Genomic DNA, 26,199 nt, shown 5'->3' on the forward strand with positions numbered 1-26,199 from the left:
AAAAACAGATCGATAAAGATGGCTTCATTTACCTCTATATTAGATAATGACTTTTACAAATTCACCATGCAGCATGCTGTGGTTAAGTTGTTTCCAAAGGCCAAGGCACGTTATCATTTTATTAACCGGGGACATCATAAATTTCCCGATGGTTTTGACGTACTCCTGAAGGAGGCCGTCAATGAAATGGCTAATTTGAAGTTAACAAAAGCAGAAAAGTCTTTTTTTGCCAGAACTTGTCCTTATATAGACCCCACCTATTTTGACTTTCTTCAAGGTTATCGCTACGATCCCGAAGAGATCAAAATATTCCAGGATGGCCCCGACCTTGAAGTCATTATCGAAGGGTACTGGTACCGTACTATTCTTTGGGAGGTTCCGTTGATGTCGCTCATCTGTGAACTTTTTTATGAATCCCAAGGTTTACAACGTGCCTCGGATGCAGAAGTAATCGCCACGGCCAAAGATAAAATCGAAAAATATAAAAAACTCAATATCACAATTGCTGATTTTGGCACCCGCAGGCGTCATTCTTATGAAGTCCATGATATGGTCGTTCGCACACTGAAGCAATATGGCGAAAAAACATTTATAGGGACCAGCAATGTACATTTAGCAATGAAATATGAGACGAAACCAATTGGCACACACGCCCATGAATGGTTTATGTTTCACGCCGCCAAATACGGTTATAAAATGGCCAATCTACTTGGCCTTGAACATTGGTCTGATGTCTACCGGGGTGACCTCGGAATAGCACTGTCGGACACCTATACTACAGAAGTTTTCTTTCAGCAATTTGATAAAAAGTTAACCAAATTATTTGATGGAGTCCGTCACGATAGCGGCGACCCACTTGAATTTACAGATAAGGTTATTGCACACTATAAGAAAAATGGAATCAATCCCCTCTCAAAGACAATCATATTCTCGGATGGCCTAGACTATGAGAAGGTCGAAAGAATCGCGAGCTACTGTGAGGGGAAAATCTTGCATTCCTTTGGCGTTGGTACCAATTTCACCAATGATGTGGGACTCAAACCCATGAATATCGTCATTAAGATGACTGATGCTTTGCCAGAAGATGATCAATGGACACCAGTTATCAAACTATCTGACGAACCAATGAAACATACAGGAGATGAGGACTCCATATATATTGCAAAAAAAGTATTAATGATTGATGATGACAATGCATAGAGATGTATACGGTGAGGCCTTAGATGATTACTTTGTACATCAAGAAGAAAAGTTCCCTTTAATACTCCATACAAGTTATGGCGACCAAGATGAAATGCCCGTCGAGATTTTCTTTCGGGAACCCGATGATTTTCCTGAACTGGAATTTATTGGTCTATCTTTATGTGATGGACGTGTACTTGATGTTGGAGCCGGAGTTGGCAGCCATAGCCTGTATCTACAAGAAAAAGGTTTTGAAGTAGATGCACTGGAACTCTCGCAAACCGCTTGTCATATTATGCAACAACGCGGGGTACAACATATTATCTGCGAAGATTTCTTTAAATTCGAAGGCCAAAAATATGATACGCTATTGCTTTTAATGAACGGAATAGGTCTTGCCGGCGACGTAGATGGTTTTCGAAAACTATTACAACATAGTAAAGAGTTACTGACTGAAAATGGCCAACTGATTTTTGACTCTTCAGACATCAGTTATTTGTACAAAGATTACAACATCAAAAAACCAGCGCATTATTTTGGGGAAATTCAATACCAGTATGAGTACAAAGGGACTCGAGGAAATCTTTTCAAATGGCTCTATTTAGACCAGGATTTATTGATCAAAATTTCACACGAACTGGGTTGGGTTGTCCAAATTTTATATGAAGATGAGAATGATCAATACCTCGTCCGCATGGAACTAAAAAAATAGCCTGTTGTTTATAACAAGCTATTTTTTTTATTATTTCTGTGTTCTTATATCTATTATTTCTGTGTTCTTATGTAGATATCTCCCATAGATGTTTTTAAAATAACATCCTGTCCACCACCATTCATTTTGCCTTTCACGGCGTTACCCATAGGAGTTGATTTGGCTTCCTCGGCAGGTTTTTCGAATTGAAATTCCTCCGCGGCATAGATATTCCCCATAGCAGATTTTACATCCACATTAGCTCCGAAATTCTTTGGGAAGGCAACATCTACGGCGCCCATAGCAGCGACTAAAGAAATCGGTCCTTTGACAGGTTGAACAAATTTGGCTGTAACATCTCCCTGTGAAACCTTTACATTGATCGGCCCGGTAACATTCAATAAATTCACGTCGCCTATCGTACTAGCAACTTCAACCTCAGCCCGTATATCTTTTAATTCGATAACTCCAGCATTAAACATGGCTCCACGCCCTCCTTTGATCGTCACAGGTAAATCCATTGGTATCTTGATACGAATAGAATCCTCTAAGGGCATCCCTACCATACTTATTTCCGTCACTCCACCTTCTGTCTTGATATTCATACCAAGTCCTGAATTATCCGATAATCCCGAGCCATTGATCACACGTAGGCCTTTTGCGCGGTCATTTTCTTCACTTTCCTCCACCTTGGCTGTAATCAGCACATCTTTCCCCTTATAACCTTCAATATAAACATTATCCAATTTTAGTAAAAGCTTATTTCCCAAGTTGGGCACTTTAATTTCTTTCCAGTTTTTCGGTCCCTTTTCACGGCCGAATCCGGCAGAACTGTATGTAAAATTATTACTATTACTAACAACAACTCCTGAAACCGCTCTAGCCTTTTTAGGAGGATTAGGAGGTTTTGGTGCAGCCACACTTTCTACAGTTTCATTTACCTGGGCCTGCAATGCGCTTGCAAAGATCAGTGCGACCCCAATCATCATTATCCTTATCTTTTTCATTTCGTTTTAGTTTGTCTTCATTATTTGTCAAATAATGCATTTTAAGCTTTTTCATAGATTAACCTACACAATCTGACTTCTACCTTAATATATCCTATTATTGATTTAATAATACCGCATATGCTTGCTCCTTCACAAATTTCAGGGTAAATGGATCTTCCACAATTTCATTTAACTTTTCTTTTGTTGTTGCTTTCATCGTCGGATCCTCCTGTTGGGCCATCATTTGCATCAGTTCCATTTGTAAAGTGGGATCATTTTGCTCCACAAATAAGTCCTGAACTTTCTGCTGACGTTCTTCTGGGCTAAGTCCACTTAATATGGTTTCGATTGCGGCCATGCGGACATTACTACTTTGATCTGACACAGCTGTCTTTTCCAAAGCTCCCACACTATTGCGATCTAACTTACCCCCATCTTTCATCGCCAAGACAGCACTTAAACGCGTGCTTGCGGAACTCGAATCCTGAAGCATCTGAACGTAATCCATTTTCTCTTCCATTTCACGATGAGCAGCTTCCAATACGCTTACTTTTGCCAATTGTTTTCCTTTGCTTTCGATACCGGCGATTGCCTTAACAGGAGCTAAAGTCTCTTGGCCTCCAGTATCAATTCCCATCACCTCAGCATCAACTGCTTTTGCATTGTCTTCTTTTTCCGGAACAGTAATAGGATGTACCGCAGCTACAGGCTTTTCTACTTCTATTTCTCGTTGTTGATTAAAAGCAATAAAAGTTGCTGTCCCCACTAAAAGGGCTGCTGCCGCAATACTAGCCCACTTCCATAAAGGCTTAATCTTTCTTTCCTGAACAGGGGGAACTACTTGTGGTCTTATTTTATTCCATAAGTCAGCCGAAGGTTCTCTCTGATCAAATGCCTCCCGATTAGCGTTTACAAAATCTTTTAAATTATCCCGCATAATTATACCTTTCCTTCAATTCTTCGTAAATTTTCTTTTTAGCACGGTGATATTGACTACGTACAGCAACCGCTGTCATCCCCAATGTTTCCGCAACTTCATCATGGCTCATGTTTTCAAACAGGTAAAGATTAACGACCATCTTAGGCACGCCTGTCAATTGATCGATCACATTCTCCAAATCTGTCAAACGACATTCACGCCATTCTTTTTCCAGCAATTCGTCTTCGCCATCATCCTTAATTTCCAAATCATCCACCGGCGTAAAATATTGCTTATTCTTCCGTAACAGTGAGATTGCCTTATTCACCCCCATCCTTCTCAACCAGGCTTCCACACTGAGAACTAAATGCCATTTATCTGATCTTGAAAAAAAGTCAACAAAGGTTTCCTGTAAAATATCTTCACTTTCTTCCTGATTGGACAAAATCCGATAAATAGAATTAAAAATCTTTTTTGCATACCGATGATAGAGCTGTGCAAACCCAGACTCATTGCCCGTTTGGCACATCGCTAATAAATCTTTATCGCTAAGCTGATTTTGCACGTTATAAAATTAATACTGTTAATTCTTATGTTTCTACTATGTAGTCGGGGCTCTGCTGAAAATGTTGCAATATAATTTTATTTTTTTTCTAAAATAATTCTAAAAATGCACAAAAGCCCATTAAAGGGTCCCTTTTCAACAAAAAACACTCAAGGATGAACTTGAGTGTCTGCATTAATAAAATAAACTTAATAAGGATTTTAAAACTCCAGGTATAAGATTATCGATTATTTAACTTTTAGATAGGTCTCCACAATGGTATGTTTAACTCCCAATTCAGGTAAGTTTTCCTCACCGGTCTGAACCAATGTATCTCCTTTTAAAGTAAGTTGAAAATCAAACTTATTACTTTCCCAATCGCGCATTGAACAATATTGTAATCTTTCTTGATAGTTGAAACCATCAAAAGAATAGGTGCCCCCGCCTGCGACAAACAGCGGTTCTTTACCTTTACCTTTTTCCTTATCGTGGTTAAAAAAGGAAAAATGGTCATCATTGAACATTTTAAACATTTCGGTTTTGCTCGTGTCCGTAAAAGCAGTTACCGTATCTTTCCCTTTGATTGTTTTGCTTTCAATAAGCTTATAGGTACCGGTCAAGGACTTGGCTTTTACGGCATCCACATCCTTCTTTTCGGTAGTATTTTTACATGAAAAAACAAGACAGGAAATCGCAATCGCAAATAGCAGTTGATTTTTTAGGTTTATCATATTTTATAAAAGGTTTAAAGAGGCCAAACTACGAAAGTTCAGCCTCAATCAAAAACAAACCATTGTAATTATTTATCCCACCAAACTCGACCAGACAACTTATCTCCGCCAGGTACTGCGGCCGAAGCTGCTCTGTAGTTTTCGCCATTGATAGCCGCTTCAGTAGAAGGATAAGGGAATCTTCTTGGAATAGTCCCCGAAGTAGCATTTCCTGGATAATTCACCGGAGTTAACGCTGGATAGCCGCTTCTACGCCAGTTGCTCCAAGTTTCATAAAAATCCATCATTGTTATGGTATGTGCCCAGTATTGGGTATTGATCTGTTTTAAGGCATCAGCAGCATTAAATGGATTCGCAGCCAAATAAGTCTCAGCATCAGCATCACTTATTGCTAAGGAACCATCATACTGATTCAGATAGGTAATACTTGCCTTCACACCTTTTTTATAATGATCGCTTGCACTACCAGCTATTCCCCAACGTTGGGCTGCCTCAGCCAAAAGCAACTCGGATTCGCCATAGGTCAAAATAAATGTCGCACCAGTCCGCTTGATCATATTAGGATTGGGCGAAGAATATTCTGCAAAGGTCGTATAACTTGGGTCGCTACTGATGTTATACTGTGCATTTGATCCCAAATCTTTTCCATTCGGCATCCCCTTTTGCTTGGTTGGATCTGTGATAAAACTCCCGTTCTGTGTTTTGTCCTTTTCTGATAAATATAGCTTTGTAACAGCAACCTTTTGCAACCTCGGGTCATTGTTGCTTTTTAAATAGTCAATAAACGTTTTAGACCATTTTACATAATAATTCTCTTGGCCACCATCGCCCAATAAAACCTGGCTGTTTCTATTCTGAGTGACTCTAGATCCTGATTCATCATGTAAAATAAAAGCATTGTCGGCATTACTGTCCATTGTCTTACCCGCAGCCTTCTGCACATATTCCTTCGCTTTAGATTCGTCTACTTTAACCAAACGCATCGCTGTGCGTAAGAGCAGAGAATTGCCAAATTTACGCCATTTGGCAATATCACCTTTATAAATAACATCACCAGTGACTTTATCACCATCATCCTTTAATGCTGCAGTAGCCGTTTCAAGTTCCTTTAGCAAATCGTTATAGATGTCCTGCTGCTTATCATACTTCGGTTTATAAACTTTGGTATAAAAACCCAGTCCCGCCTCCAAATAGGGAACATCCCCATACAAATCAGTTAAGCGAGCATAAATTAAAGCTTTCCAAATACGTGCGACATTATACAGATTTGCATATTTTGGTTTGTCTTTTGTAAACTCAACCACATCCACAATATTACGAACCTGCTCAATATAGGCCCCAACTGTACCCGTACCCCAATACGCCGCGGTATAGCTTTCATTCAGCATATATTTATCGCCGGCCCAATAACTCACTACAGTCGATAAACCCTGCATCATTGTCGACGAGTAAATTAGATTTCCACGCCATGTATCGTATGCAAAATCAAAACTTCCTGTGTAAAATAATTGTGCAGAGCTCAATGTATAATTTGGATCCCAATTTTCTTTACCATAAGCAACTGGATCTGTATTTATCTTATCAAAATCTTTTGTACAGCTACTTTCCATAAATAATGTCGCTGCCATTAAACTAATAACTACCGGTTTAATATATCTTTTCATGATTGTTTGCAATTAGAATTTAACACTTAAATTAACACCGTAAGTACGTACTGCTGGTACACCTCCAAGCTCTAAGCCGGGGAAAGTTGCATTATAGCTCGATTCTGGATCTATGTTATTTGTTTTCTTCATGATCGTCCAGAGATTGCGCGCTACAGCACTTACTGTAATCGACTTAACTTTGTTATTAAATAGATTGGATGGGAAAGTATAGCCCATAACGACCTGTCTCAATTTCACAAAATCAGCGCTGTTTACAAATATCTTAGATACATTATTTGCCGTATTGGTATAATAGGTAGAAGCTGTTCTGCCCAAGCTTTCACGATCAGCCACAGTTTCCTGATGTAATCCAAAAATATAACCGTAATAATCTGTTCCCGAGAAAAGCTTTCCACCCCATTTTCCATCAACCAAGAAAGAAAAATTGAACCTTTTGTAGCTAAACTCATTATTCCAGCCAGCAAACCATTTATTCATTGCCGAACCATAGGACTTTAACTCACCCCGGTCAGGAGAACCATCGGCCAATTTTACGATCTCACCATTACTATCGTATTTATAATCGAAAGCCATGATCTGGAAAGCAGGCATACCAACTTTATTCATTAAGTAACCTACACCCGAACGCGAAGTCGCTACCGTCTGTTCGTCCATTCCCTCAGCCAATGAAATCACTTTATTGTCGTTGTAAGAACCATTCAATGAGGATACCCATTTAAAATCTTCCGTTTTGACAACTGTGGCTGAAATCAATGCTTCAAATCCCTTATTTTGCATTTTACCGGCATTGAGTACGGCACCAGCATAACCGCTTGCGGAAGGCGTTGTGATAAAGGAAATTTCATCTTTCGACTTTTTGTTATACCATGTTAGATCCAAATTTACACGATCATTAAAAAGACGCAACTCCGTTCCGATTTCCAACTCTGTTGCTGTAGAAGCTTTTAAGGAAGAGTTCGGAATATTCACATTGTTAATAACCCCTAAAGGTTGTCCGTTGAGTACTTCACTTCTAAAATTATAGGTTAACAAGGTTTGATAAGGATCTGTTGCCTGTCCTACCTGAGCAAAACCTGCTCTCAACTTTCCAAAGCTCAACCATGATGGTTTTAGATATTCTGAAAAGATAAATGAACCTGAGATTGCGGGATAAACAGAGTTTAATTTATTATCTACTCCAGGTGTAGCTAAGGTAGAAAACCAATCAGAGCGTAAACTACCAGTCAAATAGGCTATATCTTTATAAGCAAATTCTAAGGTACCATAAGTAGACTGCGTCTCCGATTCACTTTCGAGATACGCTACCGACTTATTTTTTGCGTTCAAAATATTATACACACCAAATATCGCGAAGTCGGCACCTAAATTGGTCGTCTGTCTGATTTTAGTATTTCGGTAACTCGCACCAAGATTAGGTGTAAGGCTATAATCTCCGAAAGTGAATGACTTACCGACCAAAACATCGGCATTAATATCTGCAAATTTAGTTTCCTGCTCTGCAATTTTACCATTCTCATAATAGCCGGTTCCAGATGGAACAACATTCTTATAATGATCGGTATAACCATCTCTTCCTGCCCTACCCTGAACAAACAAACCATTACCCATGGTATACTTTGCTGTTACGGAAGCGATCGAACGATCCCGGTTCGTATTATTGATAAACTCATTTGCTGCAAACCAAGGGTTGGTTGCATACACATTACCCGAATTATAGAGGATCTCTTTTCCATTGTCATCTTTCCATGGCTTCAAATCGTTTATATTGATGCTCGTTGGCAAAAACATGACGTTGTAATTGGCATTTCCAGCACCGTCAGAAACCATTGGACGATTTTTGACCTGCTCCAGAATCATATTATAGCGTGCATCGATCGTCAATCCTTTAAGTGGCTCAAAAAGTCCGACCAAATTGAACGACTGTCTTTTCAGTCCCGAATTTGGAACAACTGACCTGTTATTGACATCTGTTCCTGACAGACGAATAGAGCCACCATCAAATGATTTATTTAACGCTAATGTATTAGTCCATGTCGAACCAGTGCGGTAAAACCGATCTAAATTTCCCTTTTGTAATGAATAAGGTCTTGAAGCTCCATCAAATTGTACGACTGGTGTTCCATCTAATTTAGCTCCCCAGCTTGAACCTCCCACTTGGGCTGCGCCTGCTTGGGTCGTTGGCTTCTCACCGTTTGCCCCCTGACCATAGACTGTTTGCCAATTCGTGTTGTCTATAATTTGCTCGGCAACAAGGTTACTATTAAAATCGATCGAATTGCCTTTTCCTGATTTTGTTGTAATAAGGATAACCCCTGCCTTGGCTCTTGAACCATATAATGCAGATGCGGCAGCACCTTTCAGTACTGAAATACTTTCAATATCGTCTGGGTTGATATTGCCAATTGCATCACCAAGATCGGGTGCATTATCCCATTGGCTTCCTGAGTTTCCTTTGGAATTGGCATTTCCGATACCTACCGGCTTACTTTCCATAGGAATACCATTAATTACGTATAATGGTTGATTTGTCTGGTTCAAACTCGATACCCCGCGGATGGTCACATTGGACGCAGCTCCGGCACCGCCAGAAGTAGAACTGATATCCAACCCGGCCACCTTTCCAACGAGTGAATTCATCACATTATTTTCACGGGCTGTGGTTAGCGATTCACCGGCAACCTGCGTAACAGAATACCCCAATGAGCGCTTCTCTTTCTTCATACCCAATGCCGTCACAACAACCTCATTGAGCATCCGATTATCTTCCAATAAAACAATTTTCAGATCACCCTCTTTGGTTACGGCTACTTCTTGCGAAGTGTAACCCGCAAAAGAAATAATTAAGGTGTTTCCTGTTGCCGCATCGATCATAAAGCGTCCATTGATATCTGTTGCACGTCCCACCGCGGTTCCCTTAACACGTACCGTAGCACCAGCTAAGGGATTGCCTTTATCGTCAGTGACGACACCTGCGACAGCCACCTGCTGCTGTTGACTGACAACCACAAGCCCCTCCTTAGAAACGGAATAAACCAATCCACTTTTATTAAAAAGCTTAGCCAACACATCCAATACCTTGGTATTATTTGCATTGACTGACACCTCTTTATTTAAATTTTCATTCGTCGAATTATAGACAAAGTAATAATCACTTTGCTCTTCGATCATTTTAAGTACCTTGCTCAGTTTTGTTTTTTGGACATCCAAGGATACTTTTTGTTGGGAAAATACATTTGCCGAAACATTCATAACAGCACACGTAGTCATAATTAAGGCTAGTTTCATCCGGATAATGAATCTAAAATGCACAATATATCCATTGCGCATTTGCAATAAGCAATTTTTAATCATATTTTAGTGTTGGTTAAAATTAATATTAAGCAGCACGCCCCAATGTTGCTGCTTTTGGTTAATCATTTTTTCAATGAAGGATGGTGTTGGTCCACCATCCTTTTTACTTTTCTGATATAGTTATTTTTCTCCCATATACATTAAATTTAAAAGGTTCAACGCTCTGCAAAGCACTCAGTACCTGAGTAATACCCTCCTTACCAAAGGTTGCTGTAAAGCGATATTGTTTTAATTGATCATTTTGGATTTGGATATCCACATCATACCAGCGTTCCAACGTCCGGCGAAGCGATTCAAAATCTTGGTCCACGATTTCTAATCTATTTTCACGCCATGCAATATCTGGTATTTCAGCTGTATTGGATTCTACTGTAGGGATGTTCTCTATGGCAATCTCCTTAATCGGTAATTTGCTCGCTGTTGGTTTATTGGTTTTACGAGCGACTGCTATTTCTGCTTGATTCTTAAAGATCGTGATTTTTTGATTCGGCTTGATGACAACAGAATTTTCACGCTGTCCTTTGCTCGTCATTTCAATCGAACCCTCTACAAGCAGTGCTTCTGCTGTAGGTTCATCGGAATAACTCTTCACATTAAATGTTGTTCCCAGGACCTTGATATCAAAATCAGATGCTTGTACCACAAAAGGTTTATCCTTATTCTTGGCCACCTGAAAATAACCTTCACCCGCAAGCCGCACCACACGCAATTCCTGATTGAAATCTGCCGATAACTCCAGTTTACTCGCAGAGTTTAACGTAACAGTACTTCCGTCACTTAATTCGAAGGTCTTTTTTTCACCATTTTTTGTTTGATACACCTGGCCAATTGCGCTTATTGGTAATGTCGTATCAACTTTGCCCGGTTGAGCATAATACCAAACACCACCCGATACCAAAGCGACAAACACAGCAGCAATGGCTGCCCATTTAGGCCAGTTAAACCGATAGGGCAAGCGATGTTCTACTGGAGCATTCTGCAGATCTGTCTTCAATTTTTCCAATTGCTCATTCACAGGTCTACGGTTGCCAACCAAGAGTTGAAATAGGCGTTTGGCTTTCAGAATCGTCTCCGCTTGTTCTGGATGGTTCAGACTATATTGTTGCCAGTAGAGAATACAGTTCTTATCTTCTCCCGAACAATACTTTTGAAAGGTATCGTCAATCAAAAAATCTTCTAACTGTTTATAATCTTTTTGGCTCATTCTTTTGGGTATTTACTCTATAGTGCCCAAAAGGAGTTATTTTGCCTAAAGAAAATTTAAAATATTTCACAAAAACCTGAAAATCAGATTATTATTTTTTTTAAAGAAAATACAAGGATGGCATTTTACAATAGATTTAAGCGCATTTCTATGCGATTATTGAATCTTCAAAGGGAGAACAACAAATTAAACTTAAATATCTTTCAATTCCTCCCTCAGAATCTTTAAAGCATCATAAAGCGTATTGTAGGCAGTTTTCACGGACATCTGCGTAGTTTCAGCTATTTTTTCATAGGAATAGCCCTCAAAAAACTTCAGATTCACCAGCTGTTTCTGACGAAAAGACAACTTCTCCAACGCTTCCTTTAAACGGATCTGTATAATTTCATTCGTCTGTACTTTGATAACAAACTCCTCATAAGGCATCTCAACCCAATCATCTTCCGCTTTTACATTTTGAAGGGCGGTATTTATCCTATGTTGTTTCTCTAGTAGACGTAGGATACGTCTTTTTAAAAAAGTAATGAGATAGGACTGTACATTTTCTACCCGATCTAGCTGTTCTCTTTTCTCCCAAATTTTAACAAATACCTGATCGGTTGCTTCACTTGCCAAGTCACTGTCGCCACAGGTGCGTATTCCAAAATTAACAAGCTCTTGATAGAGCGCCGCATAAAGATCAAAGAAAGCCGTCTCGTCTCCAGTACGAATACGCTCCCACAATAAGCGGTACCCCATTTTATTTCTCATAATAAAGCATATAATCCGAAAAAAGCTAATATAAGTCCTCAGTTCCAAAAGTATAAACTTAATCGGTAAAAGGAGAAAGAAACGAAAAATTACATTGAAGCGAAGAACAAAGTAAATCGTTTGAATTGAATATTGTAATTTAGTTCCTTCATTAAGAATATAAAAAGTAAAAACAAAGCAGCAGTATACAGCCGTTGACTAGATTTAAACTCACATGAAAACTATTTTTGCCATTGTAGGTAGTGCCCGTGCACATTCATCCAATCATCATATTGTAAGTCACCTCCAACAGGAGATTAATGCCGATATCCATTTCACCCTATTTGACCGCCTTAAAGAACTGCCTCATTTTGATCCTGAAGAGAGCCAGTCCCATCCACCTATTGAAATTATTGCACTCCGTCAGGTAATTCATGATGCTGACATCGTATTGATAAGCAGCCCCGAATATATTTTCAGTGTGCCCAGTGGATTAAAAAATCTACTCGAGTGGTGCGCAGCAACTACGGTTTTCACCGATAAGCCCGTTAGTATCATTACCGCAGCAGCGCAAGGCGAAACAGCACATGTTGAACTACAACGTATCCTGCAGGGACTAGGAGCTCAAATTGACGAAAAAAGAAATCTGCTCATACAAGGAGTCAAAGGAAAGCTGGATGCTACGGGAGCAATTTGGGACGAACAGCTCAATTTAGAACTAGAAAAGCTGGCAACACAACTTAATGAATATTAATACCCATTAAGTTCTGCTCCATTTTCATCCAAACCATAAAAATTAGCGCAATCCATAATTTGAAGATTATTATCTTTACGACATGCAAGAACAAATTAATAATCCATTACACGGAAAAAGGCTCGACACCATCATTGAATATTTAGTGGAGTATTATGGTTGGGAAGAGTTGGGACAACGCATATCCATCCGATGCTTCAATGACAATCCGAGTGTCAAATCTTCCCTAACTTTCTTAAGGAAAACACATTGGGCTAGAGAGAAGGTTGAACAGCTCTATGTAAAAACCTTGTTGAAGAAATAAGTTTTTTTCATATTTCATAACGAATAATCTGATTATTAAGCATATCTTTGCCGCCATGAAAAAAATTGCCGACTACCGGAAGTTACTTAACGTAGAGAAATCTGTGGATCTTAAAACCCTGAAATCTACCTACCGGACAATCATGAAAGAATGTCATCCAGATAAATTTGTCAATGATGAAGAAGGTCGTTTGGCTGCAGAGCAAAAAAGTGTGGAAATGATTGAAGCCTACCATTTCCTGGTAAGCATCTGTCCGGAAACATTAGAGCAACAGTTACCGATCTACACGGAGACAATTACCAATTCTGGTATTCAGGATATTGACTGGAAAGGACAAATATTGACAGTCACTTTTCACGACGGCAGTCAATATGAATATTTTGGTGTTCAGCGGAATGACTATATTAAATTTGTAAACGCAGATTCTTTAGGTCGATTTGCTCGCAGACACATCTTCCATTCTTATCCTTACCGTAATGTATTAAAGACTGCAACAGTCGCTTAAACACTGTTCTTTCATCCGCTATACAAAGATAAACGCCCTCTATCAGATTGATATAGGGCGTTTACGTAAAATGTTAAATGTTTAAAAGCTATCTATAGAACAGCGCTATTGCCAAATAGTTTTTAGTTTTATAATTTTAACATAAGACCTGCCATTCCACCTCCATAAAATGTATTTCGTGTACGGTCTCTCCGCCAAGCTCGCCATACCGTGCTACCACCAGAAATTGTATTTTCATCCCTCTCCGCATAGTTCAGGCTGGGAGCAACAAATATAGACATGCGCTCACTTAGTTTAAACGCCGGAATTACCCGCAGCGACGACTGATGATTATCCAGGCTTTTAAATTTCTCTGTCAGATAATTACGTGTAGCTATTTCCGTACGCAGGCTAAACTTGGTCCTATTGATCAATACTGCACCTAAACCTGCTTCAAAGGCATATTTATCCGGTCTGTTGCCATCGAGTGCCCTATTGATCGATAATATACTATAGAGTACCCGACCACCTGAACGAAATTGTAGTCCGAGATAGCTATCCTCATTGACCGCTACTGAAAGACTCTTCTCACCATTTTTAATAAAATTAAGCAGACCAATGGGATAATCACTACTATCAGCAATATTAACGATACCTGCCAATTGAAATCCTTTTACTTTTTTTGCTTTATTGGCGATGCCTGCTACTTGACTTCCAACAGTCGATTCGCTATTGTTAAGTATGCTAGCAAGCTGTGTCGTTCCTGGAGCCTCATTGGCTAAATTTACAACACCAGCGATTTGAACACCTCTAACCGTATCCGCTTTGTTAAAAACACCCGCTACTTGCAGACCTTTCACTTCCCCGGAAACATGGTTTCCCACACCGGCGATCTGTACCCCACTTACATTTCCTCCCACACCATTGAAGACGCCTGCCATTTGCAAACCTTTCATTTCTCCGAACACACGGTTTCCTACACCGGCAAGTTGTACGCCACGCACACTTCCCCCAACGGCATTGAAAACACCGCCCATTTGCAAGCCTTGCATATCATATTGATTAATATTAAATACGCCACCAAGCTCAATACCTTTTACCCCCGCAGTAGATCCACCAATAATGTTTATGGAAAATTTATTCACAATTTGCGATTGTATAAAACCATGTGTACTTAATCCCGGTGTCATCGAAATTTGGTATGGGCTATACAAAAACATCCCGCCTAAATTCATGCTTTGGATCTTTTGGGCAGGAGACAGAAATACCCGTCCCCAAAAAGATCGATAAAGACCATGATCTTCTTCATACCCTTCAAAATAGCCGTATTCACGCTTCTTCTTATCGCCAATTTGCGCTTCTATCGGAAAAATCACCATAACACTGGTGTCCCGAAAAGCCTCCTTACTAACGTTCACTGCAATGAGATTACTTTTTTTCTTTACGTCCAACTCAAAGTAGCCATTTTGGTCCGTCAACGTAGACAATAAAGCACTTCGATCAAAGATACTGGCATTGGAAATCGGATTATTAGTCCGAATATTTTTGATATACCCCGCTATAACAACTTTGTTTTTATTAGGTGTCTTCACTTCAAACTCCACGGACATCCGCTGAGGTGTATATTGAATAATAATATGCCTTCCAAGTTCTTTAAAACTATATTCCTTTCCCAAAATCCGATCCAGATAATCATACAAATTCCCTTTGAAGGCCTTAGTATGAATCACACTGTCTGTCTGTAGGATATTTCCATTAAAGGAGAACAATACATCCTGCTGCTCCTTCAACAAGCGAAAAACTTCGCCTACAGTAGTCTCTGGAAAGGCTGGTATTTGAATCGCTGCAGCGAGCTTTTGCTGTGCCCTTCCCAAATGGAACGAACACAGCATTAAAATTAAGAGATAAAGCTCTACCCTCTTTATAAAAAATAGTATCATGTTGTTTTCTATACAATTTTGTTCTGAAAATATATCTATCTGTTGGCTCACCTCGTCAGATGAATCTCTCTGTCTTTCACATTTGCTTTTAATCCAAATGTGCTAGAAATGACTTTCAAAATTTCAGTTAAACTATTTTGTTCGAATTTTGCTGTCAATAATAATTTCTGATCAGCAGGATGGTCAATAATAATCTTATATGCATAAGCTTGATTTAGCAACTCAACAACACGCTGTAATGGGGTATTCTCAAAATCAAACACACGATCCACGTAATATTTATAAAATTGATCCTTGACAGGTTTCTTTCCTACTTTTATTGTATCACTATCCCGGATTGTAATCATTTGTTGTGGTCGCAAAAAGACTTCCTTATTTGCATAACCGACTTTAACCAATCCTGTAGCAACAATAACTTCCGTCGCATCTGATGTTCGGCGCACATTAAAACTGGTGCCCAATACCGTAATTTTGGTTTTACCTGTCTCAATGACAAAGGGATGTTTTTTATCCTTGTGAACCTGGAAAAACACTTCCCCTCTCTTCAATGCCACATTTCTATTTTTATTGGTCCATCTGCTTGAATAAGCCAGTTCCGTATTTTTATTTAAGGTAACTACCGAACCGTCAGGTAGGGAATCTTGTCGTACTTGCTCCATACTCGAAACAAACATTTCCTCACGATGAGATTGATCAAACACATAGAATCCTACTGCACAAAAGACCAAGATACTGGCTGCTAACCACCAGCTCCATTGAATTACAGAAGTCTTTTTTGGGGGGATTACCGCAGCTTCTGCCGCTCTTTTATCTCGCACAATTTTGAAGTCAGCCCAAGCCTTATCTATGTTCACATCAGGAACATCCAGGGGTTTAGGCAAACTATCCCACATTTTTTTCATTTTTATGTACTCCTCCTTATTGTTAGCGTCTTCTTCTAACCAACCTTGTATCATGATATTCTCTACTTCATTGGTCTCACCAATGATATATCTTTCTAACAGTTCCTTATTCATAGCGTATAGATAAGAAAGCAAATAATCAATGTTAAATAATCCATAAGTTCGATACGCAAATGCTTCAGTGCCTTGCTCATATGTCCCTCAACAGTTTTTATCGACAGATCCAGGGTTACTGCGATATCCTTATATTTCATTTCCTGAAAACGGCTTAACTCAAAGACCGTCCGGCTTTTTTCAGGTAATTCCGCCAATGCCACCTGTAGCTTTTCGTTCAAATCCCGCGTACTTTCATCAACCGCAGGTACAAAATCCTGTCTATGCTGTTCGTGGGATTGATATTTTAGCTTACGTTGCTCTTTTTTCAGCACATTCATACTTTCATTATAAATAGCCCGATATAAATACGCTTTTAATGAAGTATGTATCTGCTCCTCCCAATCGCGTTCCCAAAGCCGCAAAAACACCTGTTGCACAACCTCTTCCGCCACATCACTATCGCCTAGATACCGGTAGGCATAACGATGTAACTCTTTGTAGTGCGCCCGAAATAGCTGCTCAAAATTCTTCTCTTTATTTTCCGACATTGATCAATTCTATTGTTTAAATAATCCGCTCTATTAGTAAGACACCCCAATAGACTATTACCCTTACAAATTTTTCACTTTTTTTAATTTCAACTTCAATACATGCACCATATGATTTCAAATCCCTTATTTATCCCTATTCGTATTTCTTTTCATATAGATGCTATGGTGAGTACGGTACATCCTCCCATCTGTCAAATGATATTTGCCCAAGAAACTTTATAAAAAGGCGTCTGTGACGACTAAAGGTAAGCCATCTATTTTATAAAATATTTTTTTTTCTAAGGGTATACGGATTTTCCATTGTCATAAAGGAAAGAACAACATACAATTGATCACAAAAAATAATTTGACAATGAAAACAACATTCAAAGTAGCCCTGTTGGGATTGACATTATTAGGAATTGCAGGTACTACACAAGCGCAAGATATCACTTATGGTTTACAGGTCGGAAGCAATTATCATATGAGTTCCTTTGGTAACAAGTCTGTCAAAGATAATAATGGCAAAGTCGGCGTATCAGTAGCAGGATTTGCCCGTATAGGAGATCGCGTTTTCTTCCAGCCTGGAATCGGTGCCAGTCTGTTGCGTAAAGAATATACCTTCGAAAATGTGCAGAAAACACCTAAATTCTATCAAATAAATCTACCATTACAGGTCGGTTATAAATTTTTGGAAAATGGCGACTTCAACCTCCGTGGGCTATTGGGGCCGCAGTTAAACTATGATGTAAAAACAGTGAAGTCCAGCGCAAATACCGATTATAAGAAATTTTCATTCGATGGCAGAGTGGGGATCGGTGTAGATATCAGTCACCTTACATTAGATGCTTATTACAGCCATGGTTTTACGAGTATCGACAAAACCTTAGATGCAAAAAATAAAACTATCGGCATTATGGTCGGTTATAAGTTCTAATCAGCATCTATTAGCGAAGAAAAACGCCATTCTAAATCGAATGGCGTTTTTTTTTTACATTTTATTTTTTGTCAATAATTATTATTTTAGCCCTACCAAAAAATTATTCCAGCTAATCGTCCTATTTAAATACGACTTTCGATCAAATTGGAATAAACGGGATGTAGCGTAGCCCGGTATCGCGCCAGCATGGGGTGCTGGAGGTCGTCGGTTCAAATCCGGCCATCCCGACTTTTTTCCTTTATGATTAACGTCTGTTTCATTCTCCCTTCTGTCATCAGAATAAACGTTGATCCTGTTCAAAATAGATTTTTCGGATCAATACCGGCCAATAACTTGCAAGGGTTCCTTCTTTAATCTGCTTGAGAAGATCATGATCCGAAGGAATCATTCCTTTTAAATCATCCTTCTTCGCGGCAGATCCTTCCCCTTTCGACAGCTTTAATTGTTCTTCTGCAAGTTCGCGAAGCATCAGTTCATACCTGTTTTTTGAAGGTTTACTATGGGCAATTTTTTTCAAAAGATCTGGATTTCCCCGATTATTCCCTTGCTGCAAATGCAGTTCAAGCCAGTCGGCCAATATTTCATTTTTTTCATCGGAATAAGGCTCACCAACGCCCAAATTCATGGGCCATAATCTCGATTCCGCAATTTTCAACTTTGCCTCTTTATATTTCTTTTCAAGGATAAATTGGTAGGCCAGCATTAATTTGGTCTGTACATAATACCGATGGCCTTCAGTTGCGCCTTCAAATGGAAGTATCGTCACCTCTTCCAATTCTTTCTCAGCCCGCATGTATTCTTTCCCCAATAACAATGCACGTACCTGTGCCAGGGTTAGTATATAATTCTTCGGAAATTTGCGATGATATGCTGTACTCACCTTAAGCGCTTCTTTATAAGACTGACTATTGTTTAGGAGCTCCACCAAATGTAGCCCATATCGCCATTCTTGTGGTTCCATCAAGGTTGCCTGCTGCATCATCTGTACCGCTAGATCTATGCGGCTCGTATCTTGCAAACTTGATTTCAGTGCATAATAGGCCGCAAAATCTTTTGGCTCCTGCGCTACTGCCGACAAAATTTCTCTTGCTTTTTGGGGTTGATTCCTGAAACGATACAATAGTGCAGTCAGATAATCGATAGTCCAACTTTTACTCTTCTCTTTTGCCCATTGGAATACCTGATTACTTTCTTCTCGAAATGGGAAGACAAAAGCGGGCTTACTTTGCGTTGCCTGATTTAACCATTCCTGACTGATCGACTTATTCGATCGTGTCAGCCAAGCTAGCCAAATTAAAGCTTCCGTATTCTTCTGTCCCGAGCGGAGTAGATCGGTGGCAGATTCAGATTCTCCAAGATCAGCATACCATATCGCCAGTTCCATCAGCTTTTCAGCGGCAAACTCTTGCCTGGATGAAAATGTCTTCTTTTCCTCAAATTGGAGAAAAGCATTAAACGGATCATATTGGAGAATTGTCTGATGGGAAAGACGATCTGTTACAGCTCCTTTTTTGTGCTGAACCAACACGTCCATCTGCAAGGCATCTATATTTAGCGGATTGGCAACCACAGCTTTTGCGATATAATCCCCTGCACGTTCATATTGTTTAATCCGATAGTAATATTTGGCCATTTGCACAAAGGAAGCACTTCGCCAAGTTGGATTTAATGAAGCGACTTCAAAACCATCTAAAGCATCGTTATCTTTTTTTAGCTTAATCGCTGCCAAACCATAGTAATAATTTGCCTGTGCATCATAAGTATCCATAGACAATGCTTGCCGGGCATAGGCATAACATTGCTCATATTCCATTTTAAACCAGGCCAGTTTGGCCATTTCAAGGTAGGTCTGCGAAGTAGCGCCATGCTGGATCAGTTCCTTTAATTTTACTTCCGCAAGCGTATATTGCCTAAAGCGAATGAGATCACTTATCTCCAATAATTTGGTCTGCCCCGTATCTAAGCTTACTTCCGCTGAAATTACAGTGGGTCTATTCAGTTTTGACCAAGATGTATCGGTTCTGAGATTAAAATAATCCTGTCCCAATTTCAGATAGCGAGGTCTTGAGTCGGTTGCTACAATCAAGGATAATCTGGTAGGCTCGCCCAATTGAGCTTCAATAAAACTTCGATTTAATACAGTACCTATGCTATCAAGCACATATATACTATCTTTTAAAGGTCGCTTTGGATCAAGATCCAATAATAGCTTATTGTCCTCACGTTTTATCTGAATTGCTGCTGAAAGTTGTATCTCCTTCGGTTTTCCTATCCCTGAAAATGGCATCCAGTATTCCGTCCAACTGTCACTTTGATAAGGAGCAAAACCAAGCTGTTTAAAGGGGGTCTGGCTGCTGGAAGGAACATTTTGATTGAACAGACGTCCACTTTGGATTTCCACATATTGCCCACTCTGATCAGTCAGTAAATTTTCCCAGATCTTGCCATCTCCAGCCTGCGACCAAAGAAATATCTTTTTCCCTAATTTATCTTCACGGAGGGCATAACGGGCCATTCCAAAATTATGATCTGTATAGTAAACCCCGAAAGCATTGATATGCGCGCCCAATACATGATATGATTTAGAACTGCCAAAAGCATTCTCGCTATAGTTAGAAAGATCCCGTCCCTGGCTATCGATAGGCCAGGCATGCACATCCCCATCATGACCTATATATTGATTTCCGGGATACAAAAACTTCAGATCTTGTCCCGCAGCAACACCCAGATTCATCCAGGTATAATAAGGTTGTTCAACCGCATTGGCATTATACCAAAAGGAGCGTGTAGAAAAATAACCTTTGTCTTTTTCTAACCGGATCTCCAAGGTCCAGTTACTACGGCTCAGCATATCATAGGCATGGATAAAGCAACTTACGCTTCCATCCGCATTTTCCTGCGTAAGGTAATCGACCGGTGTAGAAGTATTGGGCGTGTGTCCAATAATACCATAATTAGCTTCGATACCACCACTCGTCCATGGTCCCCGCATGGCAATATCCCTAAATTTCACAACGCCATTGTTGTAAATATAGTCCCGCTTATTGACCTTATCATAGGCCGACCAAATTTTCCCACCGATCTCTGGCATCACCTGTACCCGAATATAATCGTTTTCCAGGATAACGGTTTTCCAATCCTTTTCAATAGCCGTATTTGTAAAACCGTCAAAGCGGAAATAAGGATACAACTTTTGAGCTGAAGCTATGGGATCCGGATCCGTAAAGGGATAGGTTACATAACGTTTCTTAAGCTCAGAAACCTTTGCCGGATGCTGTGCAAAAACTCCGAGCACACAGCTGCCCATTGCCCATAACATAATCCAATTTTTCATTGGCGTTTTAATTTAAAAATTTCACAATTTTAATGGCATTCCCCAAATCGTTGATTTGTCCGATGTGATTAAATCCGTCATGTAAGCCATTACTTCACCAAATTTCAACATAAATGAATCTATCATAGGTTATTTGCATCTTTGCATCAACAAAAAGCCTATGATAAATTACACCTTGTAGCGCTATCGTACTGCTATTCAATAATCAACAAAAGTCCTTTATTCTTTTCTACCGGAATCGCATCGCCCAATTTATACTGCGCTCCCTTTTGAAAATTAGGAATTAATGGTGCGGATAATTTTGCCTTTCCAGAATCAATCCCCAATTTTTCCCAGTCAATGGCCAATTTTACATCCACATCACCATCCGCCCAGCTAGCGATAGCTACCATCGCCTTGCCCGCACGGCTATAAACAGTTGTAAGAACCTTATCATGATCGGTTTTAACAGGAATATTCGGCGACCAATAACCTATCATTTTACTCCCTTTGATACCAAATTGATCCCACGCTCTCCATAGATCAGCAGGTGTCAATTTTTGGTAAGGCATCCTATTGGTCATGCCATAGAGCATACCCCGCCAAGGATTTCCACCATCCTGTAGCATTTCACCCATTAAACCAAACGGAATGCCGCTCACCTCGGTAAGGAAAAAATCGGGTTGGTTATTCTCGTAGTCAAAGTATTCACCAAACCATAATCTATTGATGTACGGAAAATGCTCCAGATACAGATTCGCGCTATTATTGAATCCATCACTTTTATTATATTGATTTGCCGAATGCAAATCGATCAGACCAGGTTTGCCATTTTTTGTCAGTACACGTTTTATTCTTTTCATGGTTACCCGATCAAAGGCAACATCATCCAAATAAATCCCATCGATACCGATATGATCTACCAGCCAGTTCATGCCTTCGACGTAATAATTGTGCCATCTATTCATTCCGCTATTGATAATAGCCGCGTCTTTAAATTGGGGAACATACCATGCAGCGATATAATTTTTACCCACATGCTCCTGCAACCAGGAATATCCGCCTCCTTTTCCAGGTGAAAACACCTCAGTGCCCAGGCTACGCAATGGATAGAGCTCATAAACCCGATTTGAAACCTCACGAACGGTATTGTAGATCTTGACCTTTAACCCCTTATCATGTGCCTGATCGATATATTGCTTCATTTCTTTTGTCGCAATAAACGGATAATTGATATATGGATTTATTTCATTTCCGTGATGGATATTGATGACATTAGATCCACTTGCAACAACAGAATCAACGGGTTTATAAGCATGGTAATACCGTTCATTCCATTGCGCTTCCGTATTGATCGGGTGAAAAGGGGTAATTAGCAGGTTAAAATTGTAATAAAGCACATCGCCTTTTTTGAGTTCACGGGCTCCGCTGTAACTATTGACCAAAACCGATTTTCCTTTCAGGCCAATATCAATTCCCCCTTTATTTTCGTTACCCCAGGACTGTGGCAGCACAAGCGGCTTTTGAAGATAAAAATTCGTGTTGAGCGGACGAGAATAATGCTCGTCACGGAGTGAAAACTGGAGTCCGGCATCTACAGCACCTATCCAACCACCATCCTGATTTTTATGGGCTACATCCCATTTCCAGGTAAGCTGTTCGGGCCTCTTTCCTCCCTTTTGCCCGAGTCCCATAAAATAATCCGTCTTATCGGGCATCATCGGGATATGCATCGTGGCATCTTTTAATGACAGGTCCTTCAGCGCCGTCAGCTTGACCACATAATGCATATAGCCATCAAATTCCAATTTACCCTCTACTTCCATTGTCAGATCGGAAGACTCATTTTTGGCCGTCCAACTATATTCACCGTCACTTTTGGTTTCAAATCGGATCCCGCTTGGTTTAAGTTGAATTTCCTTTCCGTCCGAAGCACTATAAAAATGAAAATGAAGCGGTTCAAATAAGAGGTTATTCGCCTTGGACGATATTTCAGTCAATTCGGGCGTAAAAAACGTGCTGATCTGTTTTGGAAAACCACTCGCATGGAGTTTCACCTCGCGGCCTAAAATATGTAAGGTAGAGTCCGCTTTTAATTCAATAGCTGTATAAGGCGCAACCACTGTATTTTTTTGGGCCAATGTCGAATTGAGCCATGGTAGTCGCGTCATTTTCCATGGTTGATCAACACCGGATATATCACCTGAAGCATCTGAAACCCTTATTTCCACATTGACCTGTTTCGCTACTGCATTTTTTGGCTTTACGGTAACCACGCCATGATAAGTTCCGCTTGCAGTGACCTCCGGAATCTGTATACCACACCACAGGGCCTGAACCTTATCTTTTGGTATATCAACCTGGAGTGCCATTGCTTTTCCGGTATAATCCGTACCTTGGGTATTGATACAATTCAGGCTATTCGCGGGAATAATAGCCCCATCACTTGCTTTAAAATCCGAGAATGAAATTTGGATTTCATGGAGGTCCTGCTTTGGAGACCATAACCCGAGTTGAAATGCATAAAATTCACCTTTCTGCCCTGTGCCCTGCAACTTAGTCATGGCTTTACCTTTCATAAGCCAGCGTTGCGGAAGATTGCTTTCCATTTTAATCGGAAACTCCCGCAATTCAGGAAAAAGATAATAAGCGGCATTCGCATTTCTGTTCACAAAGCCTCGCACTTCTTCGGCACTCGCGATCAGTTCCATCGGATCATTACTATTGTATTTATCTACGGCATCAAAGCGTGCAACAGTAACTCCTTTTGAGTTTCCTGCCCCATGTTGTACTACTTTCACTGGTGCTGAAACGGCATTTTTAAGATAAATTGCATCCGGATAATTGCGGCTGCGGCCACCCATCTGATACGGTAAATAATAGACATAGTAAACGCCCTTCCCGGAAATCGGCTTAAACCGTAGTCCACCAGATTCCGTATTCATCCAAAGATAAGAGCTGGGTGCGATTTGCCTATTGCTGGCACTGTCGACGATAATAACTTGCTGATTTGCCTCAACCCAGCGATTTCGCCACGGAATAGTAACCTGCACCTCCTTCTGATCCGTGTTTACCTGCAGCACTGCTCGATGATTACCCAGCTGGTCCGCATCCCACTTTTGTGTTTCCGGAGGATAGGTCAATTGCGCCCGGGCCGAGTTTGCGCATAAGGATACGGCAAGGATAATTGCCAGCTTATAAGAGGCTGTTCTTTTTTTCATGCGAATAGTATTTATTCAAAATATTTTTGTCTTTACCAAGCTTTTCCATAAGCCTGATACGATTTACAAGCTGCACTGCTTCCCCAACATGAGTCCGTAGTGCAGCTACTTTTATTGGTCAATAAGAGGACTAAAATTAAGTTTTATTCCTAACATCTTAACTTAGTTTTGCCTGTATTTATGCCAGGTTTCCTCAGGCACATAAATAGCGCGATAGGGAATAAAATAAGCGTTTAATTCCCAAAGAACTTTCCCCCTTTTATCCGTCACCAGTACACTACCTGTTTTCGAGCTAGTCTGCAGTAAATTACCATTATCCAGTTCATAGGCACTGCCCATTCTTGCTGTAAACTGCTTTTTCGGAATTGGGCCCGCATAAGCTACTGTTGCCGTTTTATTCTTTTGATCAAGCCTAAAAGCGATCGCCCGAGATTGCTTATTGGCTGTTGTACTGTCACGCGGAGAAAAATCACCATTGTCAAAAAGCAACAGCTCACCAGTTTTTGTGATATGCGGTGCATGTTGGAAATAAAATAGTTCCTGGTCCTTTAATTTATAATCGCCACCCTTTCCCAATTTCCAGAGAATATCACCGGTTTTAGCATCAATTTTCCAGACCTGATTTTCAATTGGCGAAGAAGTCAAATAATTGTTGTCACGATCGAAGGAGATCGTATTAAAATGAAATCGATCATGCTTCAGGCTGTCTAATTTTTTATCCTGCTGAATATCCCATTTTTCCCAGGGAGACCATTTCTTCAAGATATTACCTTTCATATCCATCGTCAAAATAGCATCACCCCAAAGGGTATCTTTCGGATGGTTGGGCCGATCGTCGATCCTAAAATCCCGCACGATACCGACAATATTATTGTTGTGATCCATCTGCACGTCATGGTGCATGATGATCCCTTTTTTATCCAAATCGATACGTGCTATTTCTTTACCCGTAAGATCAATTTCAACAAGTACCGTCCCACCGACAAATCCGATACGGCCGCTTCTTAAATAATAACTTGCATTGGTCGATTTCTTGCTTGGCTGATTGGGTTTGTTGAATTCATCTTTACTCGCTGGAGCCAATAAGGCAAGGATAGTACCCCTTGGAGTCAAAGAAGCAAGACGCACGCCCAGCTTTTCGTCCTGCCAATACCAACGAATCGTCCCCTTGCCGTCCACCATGGCCATGTAGCCCGGAAATCCGCGATAACATAATAATACCATACCATTACCTAGGGCCTTTTCATCATGAGGATGGTCGGCCTTGATCCAGTCGTGTACCATCCATGGCGATTGCGCTCTTGTTTTAAAAGATTGTTCGCTCGATTTTATGGGAATAATCCGGTCTATGATAACCCTAAATTTATAACTTGTATTTGGTTCAAGCGTCATTAACGGAATGTTATGCTGAACAGCAGCATTTGAAACAGTTGTTTTATAAGACTGTTTATCCCCCTCTTTCCAATACTCCACATACACGGCTTCTGCCTTATTTAGTTTCACCTGAATAGCAGCGTTGAGCGGCAAATTATTGGGTGAGCTCACCTCAATATTTTCAATGTCAACCTGATGTGCATAATAATAGTAAGCAGCAAATACCGCTATAGCTACCACAATCAGTGCAATAATTGCTTTAATTGGTTTCATCTGTAAATAATTTCAATTCCACTGGTCTATCAAACAAAGCGCATTACCGAATATAATGCGC

General features: G+C 40.1%; 20 protein-coding genes and 1 tRNA gene. 7 read left to right on the top strand and 14 right to left on the bottom strand.

Annotated elements, in window-relative coordinates; all coding sequences use genetic code 11:
- Positions 1 to 18 precede the first annotated feature (18 nt).
- Positions 19 to 1,200, top strand: a complete 1,182-nt coding sequence (gene pncB, locus GVK91_RS13165) for a nicotinate phosphoribosyltransferase (RefSeq protein WP_153845025.1) — start codon at positions 19 to 21, stop codon at positions 1,198 to 1,200.
- The gene (locus tag GVK91_RS13170) at positions 1,184 to 1,894 is read left to right on the top strand and encodes a bifunctional 2-polyprenyl-6-hydroxyphenol methylase/3-demethylubiquinol 3-O-methyltransferase UbiG (protein WP_228280329.1); all 711 of its coding nucleotides are present in this window, start codon (positions 1,184 to 1,186) and stop codon (positions 1,892 to 1,894) included. The genes pncB and GVK91_RS13170 overlap by 17 nt, the downstream gene beginning before the upstream one ends.
- A gap of 53 nt (positions 1,895 to 1,947) precedes the next feature.
- Here GVK91_RS13170 and GVK91_RS13175 read toward each other — a convergent pair whose 3' ends face one another.
- From GVK91_RS13175 to GVK91_RS13210, 8 genes are all read right to left on the bottom strand, one after another.
- Positions 1,948 to 2,880, bottom strand: a complete 933-nt coding sequence (locus tag GVK91_RS13175) for a DUF4097 family beta strand repeat-containing protein (RefSeq protein ID WP_153845026.1) — start codon at positions 2,878 to 2,880, stop codon at positions 1,948 to 1,950.
- Between the two features lie 97 nt (positions 2,881 to 2,977).
- Positions 2,978 to 3,799, bottom strand: coding sequence for a hypothetical protein (locus GVK91_RS13180; RefSeq protein WP_153845027.1), 822 nt, complete (start codon positions 3,797 to 3,799; stop codon positions 2,978 to 2,980).
- Positions 3,789 to 4,346, bottom strand: a complete 558-nt coding sequence (locus tag GVK91_RS13185; protein ID WP_153845028.1) for an RNA polymerase sigma factor — start codon at positions 4,344 to 4,346, stop codon at positions 3,789 to 3,791. Before GVK91_RS13185 ends, GVK91_RS13180 begins: the two co-directional genes overlap by 11 nt.
- A 227-nt stretch (positions 4,347 to 4,573) precedes the next feature.
- A complete protein-coding gene (locus tag GVK91_RS13190) occupies positions 4,574 to 5,056 on the bottom strand; it encodes a hypothetical protein (RefSeq protein ID WP_159729261.1) in 483 nt (160 codons plus the stop codon).
- Positions 5,057 to 5,124: 68 nt separating this feature from the next.
- Positions 5,125 to 6,720 carry a SusD/RagB family nutrient-binding outer membrane lipoprotein gene (locus GVK91_RS13195; RefSeq protein ID WP_159729263.1) on the bottom strand — a complete coding sequence of 532 codons (1,596 nt, stop codon included), beginning with the start codon at positions 6,718 to 6,720 and terminating at the stop codon, positions 5,125 to 5,127.
- A 12-nt stretch (positions 6,721 to 6,732) separates the two neighbouring features.
- The gene (locus GVK91_RS13200) at positions 6,733 to 10,008 is read right to left on the bottom strand and encodes a SusC/RagA family TonB-linked outer membrane protein (RefSeq protein WP_235032918.1); all 3,276 of its coding nucleotides are present in this window, start codon (positions 10,006 to 10,008) and stop codon (positions 6,733 to 6,735) included.
- A 169-nt stretch (positions 10,009 to 10,177) separates the two neighbouring features.
- Positions 10,178 to 11,278 (bottom strand): FecR family protein, encoded by a 1,101-nt coding sequence (locus GVK91_RS13205; protein WP_153845030.1) that lies wholly within the window; start codon positions 11,276 to 11,278, stop codon positions 10,178 to 10,180.
- A gap of 192 nt (positions 11,279 to 11,470) precedes the next feature.
- A complete protein-coding gene (locus GVK91_RS13210) occupies positions 11,471 to 12,028 on the bottom strand; it encodes an RNA polymerase sigma factor (RefSeq protein ID WP_153845031.1) in 558 nt (185 codons plus the stop codon).
- A gap of 214 nt (positions 12,029 to 12,242) precedes the next feature.
- Between GVK91_RS13210 and GVK91_RS13215 the strand changes: the two genes are divergently transcribed.
- The 3 genes from GVK91_RS13215 (at position 12,243) to GVK91_RS13225 (ending at position 13,570) form a co-directional block, all read left to right on the top strand.
- On the top strand, positions 12,243 to 12,761 hold the full coding sequence (locus tag GVK91_RS13215) for an NADPH-dependent FMN reductase (protein WP_153845032.1): 519 nt from the start codon (positions 12,243 to 12,245) through the stop codon (positions 12,759 to 12,761).
- 82 nt (positions 12,762 to 12,843) lie between these two features.
- A complete protein-coding gene (locus tag GVK91_RS13220; protein WP_153845033.1) occupies positions 12,844 to 13,065 on the top strand; it encodes a VF530 family DNA-binding protein in 222 nt (73 codons plus the stop codon).
- Between the two features lie 55 nt (positions 13,066 to 13,120).
- Positions 13,121 to 13,570, top strand: a complete 450-nt coding sequence (locus tag GVK91_RS13225; RefSeq protein ID WP_153845034.1) for a KTSC domain-containing protein — start codon at positions 13,121 to 13,123, stop codon at positions 13,568 to 13,570.
- A gap of 128 nt (positions 13,571 to 13,698) precedes the next feature.
- Here GVK91_RS13225 and GVK91_RS13230 read toward each other — a convergent pair whose 3' ends face one another.
- The 3 genes from GVK91_RS13230 to GVK91_RS13240 are packed head-to-tail and all read right to left on the bottom strand — an operon-like array spanning position 13,699 to position 17,035.
- Positions 13,699 to 15,489, bottom strand: a complete 1,791-nt coding sequence (locus tag GVK91_RS13230) for a hypothetical protein (RefSeq protein ID WP_153845035.1) — start codon at positions 15,487 to 15,489, stop codon at positions 13,699 to 13,701.
- 47 nt (positions 15,490 to 15,536) lie between these two features.
- Positions 15,537 to 16,505, bottom strand: coding sequence for a FecR family protein (locus tag GVK91_RS13235; RefSeq protein ID WP_159729265.1), 969 nt, complete (start codon positions 16,503 to 16,505; stop codon positions 15,537 to 15,539).
- Entirely contained in the window at positions 16,502 to 17,035 is a 534-nt protein-coding gene (locus GVK91_RS13240) for an RNA polymerase sigma-70 factor (RefSeq protein ID WP_153845037.1), read from the bottom strand. Before GVK91_RS13240 ends, GVK91_RS13235 begins: the two co-directional genes overlap by 4 nt.
- A gap of 355 nt (positions 17,036 to 17,390) precedes the next feature.
- On the opposite strand from GVK91_RS13240, the gene GVK91_RS13245 reads away from it, so the two are divergent.
- Positions 17,391 to 17,954 (top strand): porin family protein, encoded by a 564-nt coding sequence (locus tag GVK91_RS13245; protein ID WP_088160652.1) that lies wholly within the window; start codon positions 17,391 to 17,393, stop codon positions 17,952 to 17,954.
- 157 nt (positions 17,955 to 18,111) lie between these two features.
- Positions 18,112 to 18,185, top strand: a tRNA-Pro gene (locus tag GVK91_RS13250).
- A 46-nt stretch (positions 18,186 to 18,231) separates the two neighbouring features.
- Here the strand turns inward: GVK91_RS13250 and GVK91_RS13255 are convergent.
- From GVK91_RS13255 to GVK91_RS13265, 3 genes are all read right to left on the bottom strand, one after another.
- On the bottom strand, positions 18,232 to 21,291 hold the full coding sequence (locus GVK91_RS13255) for a DUF5107 domain-containing protein (RefSeq protein WP_159729267.1): 3,060 nt from the start codon (positions 21,289 to 21,291) through the stop codon (positions 18,232 to 18,234).
- Positions 21,292 to 21,485: 194 nt separating this feature from the next.
- Positions 21,486 to 24,491: a glycoside hydrolase domain-containing protein gene (locus tag GVK91_RS13260; protein ID WP_159729269.1), complete on the bottom strand. Its 3,006-nt coding sequence runs from the start codon at positions 24,489 to 24,491 to the stop codon at positions 21,486 to 21,488.
- A 162-nt stretch (positions 24,492 to 24,653) separates the two neighbouring features.
- Positions 24,654 to 26,138: an aryl-sulfate sulfotransferase gene (locus GVK91_RS13265; RefSeq protein ID WP_159729271.1), complete on the bottom strand. Its 1,485-nt coding sequence runs from the start codon at positions 26,136 to 26,138 to the stop codon at positions 24,654 to 24,656.
- Positions 26,139 to 26,199 lie beyond the last annotated feature (61 nt).

Source organism: Sphingobacterium sp. 18053, from assembly GCF_902706145.1.
Lineage (GTDB): Bacteria > Bacteroidota > Bacteroidia > Sphingobacteriales > Sphingobacteriaceae > Sphingobacterium > Sphingobacterium paramultivorum.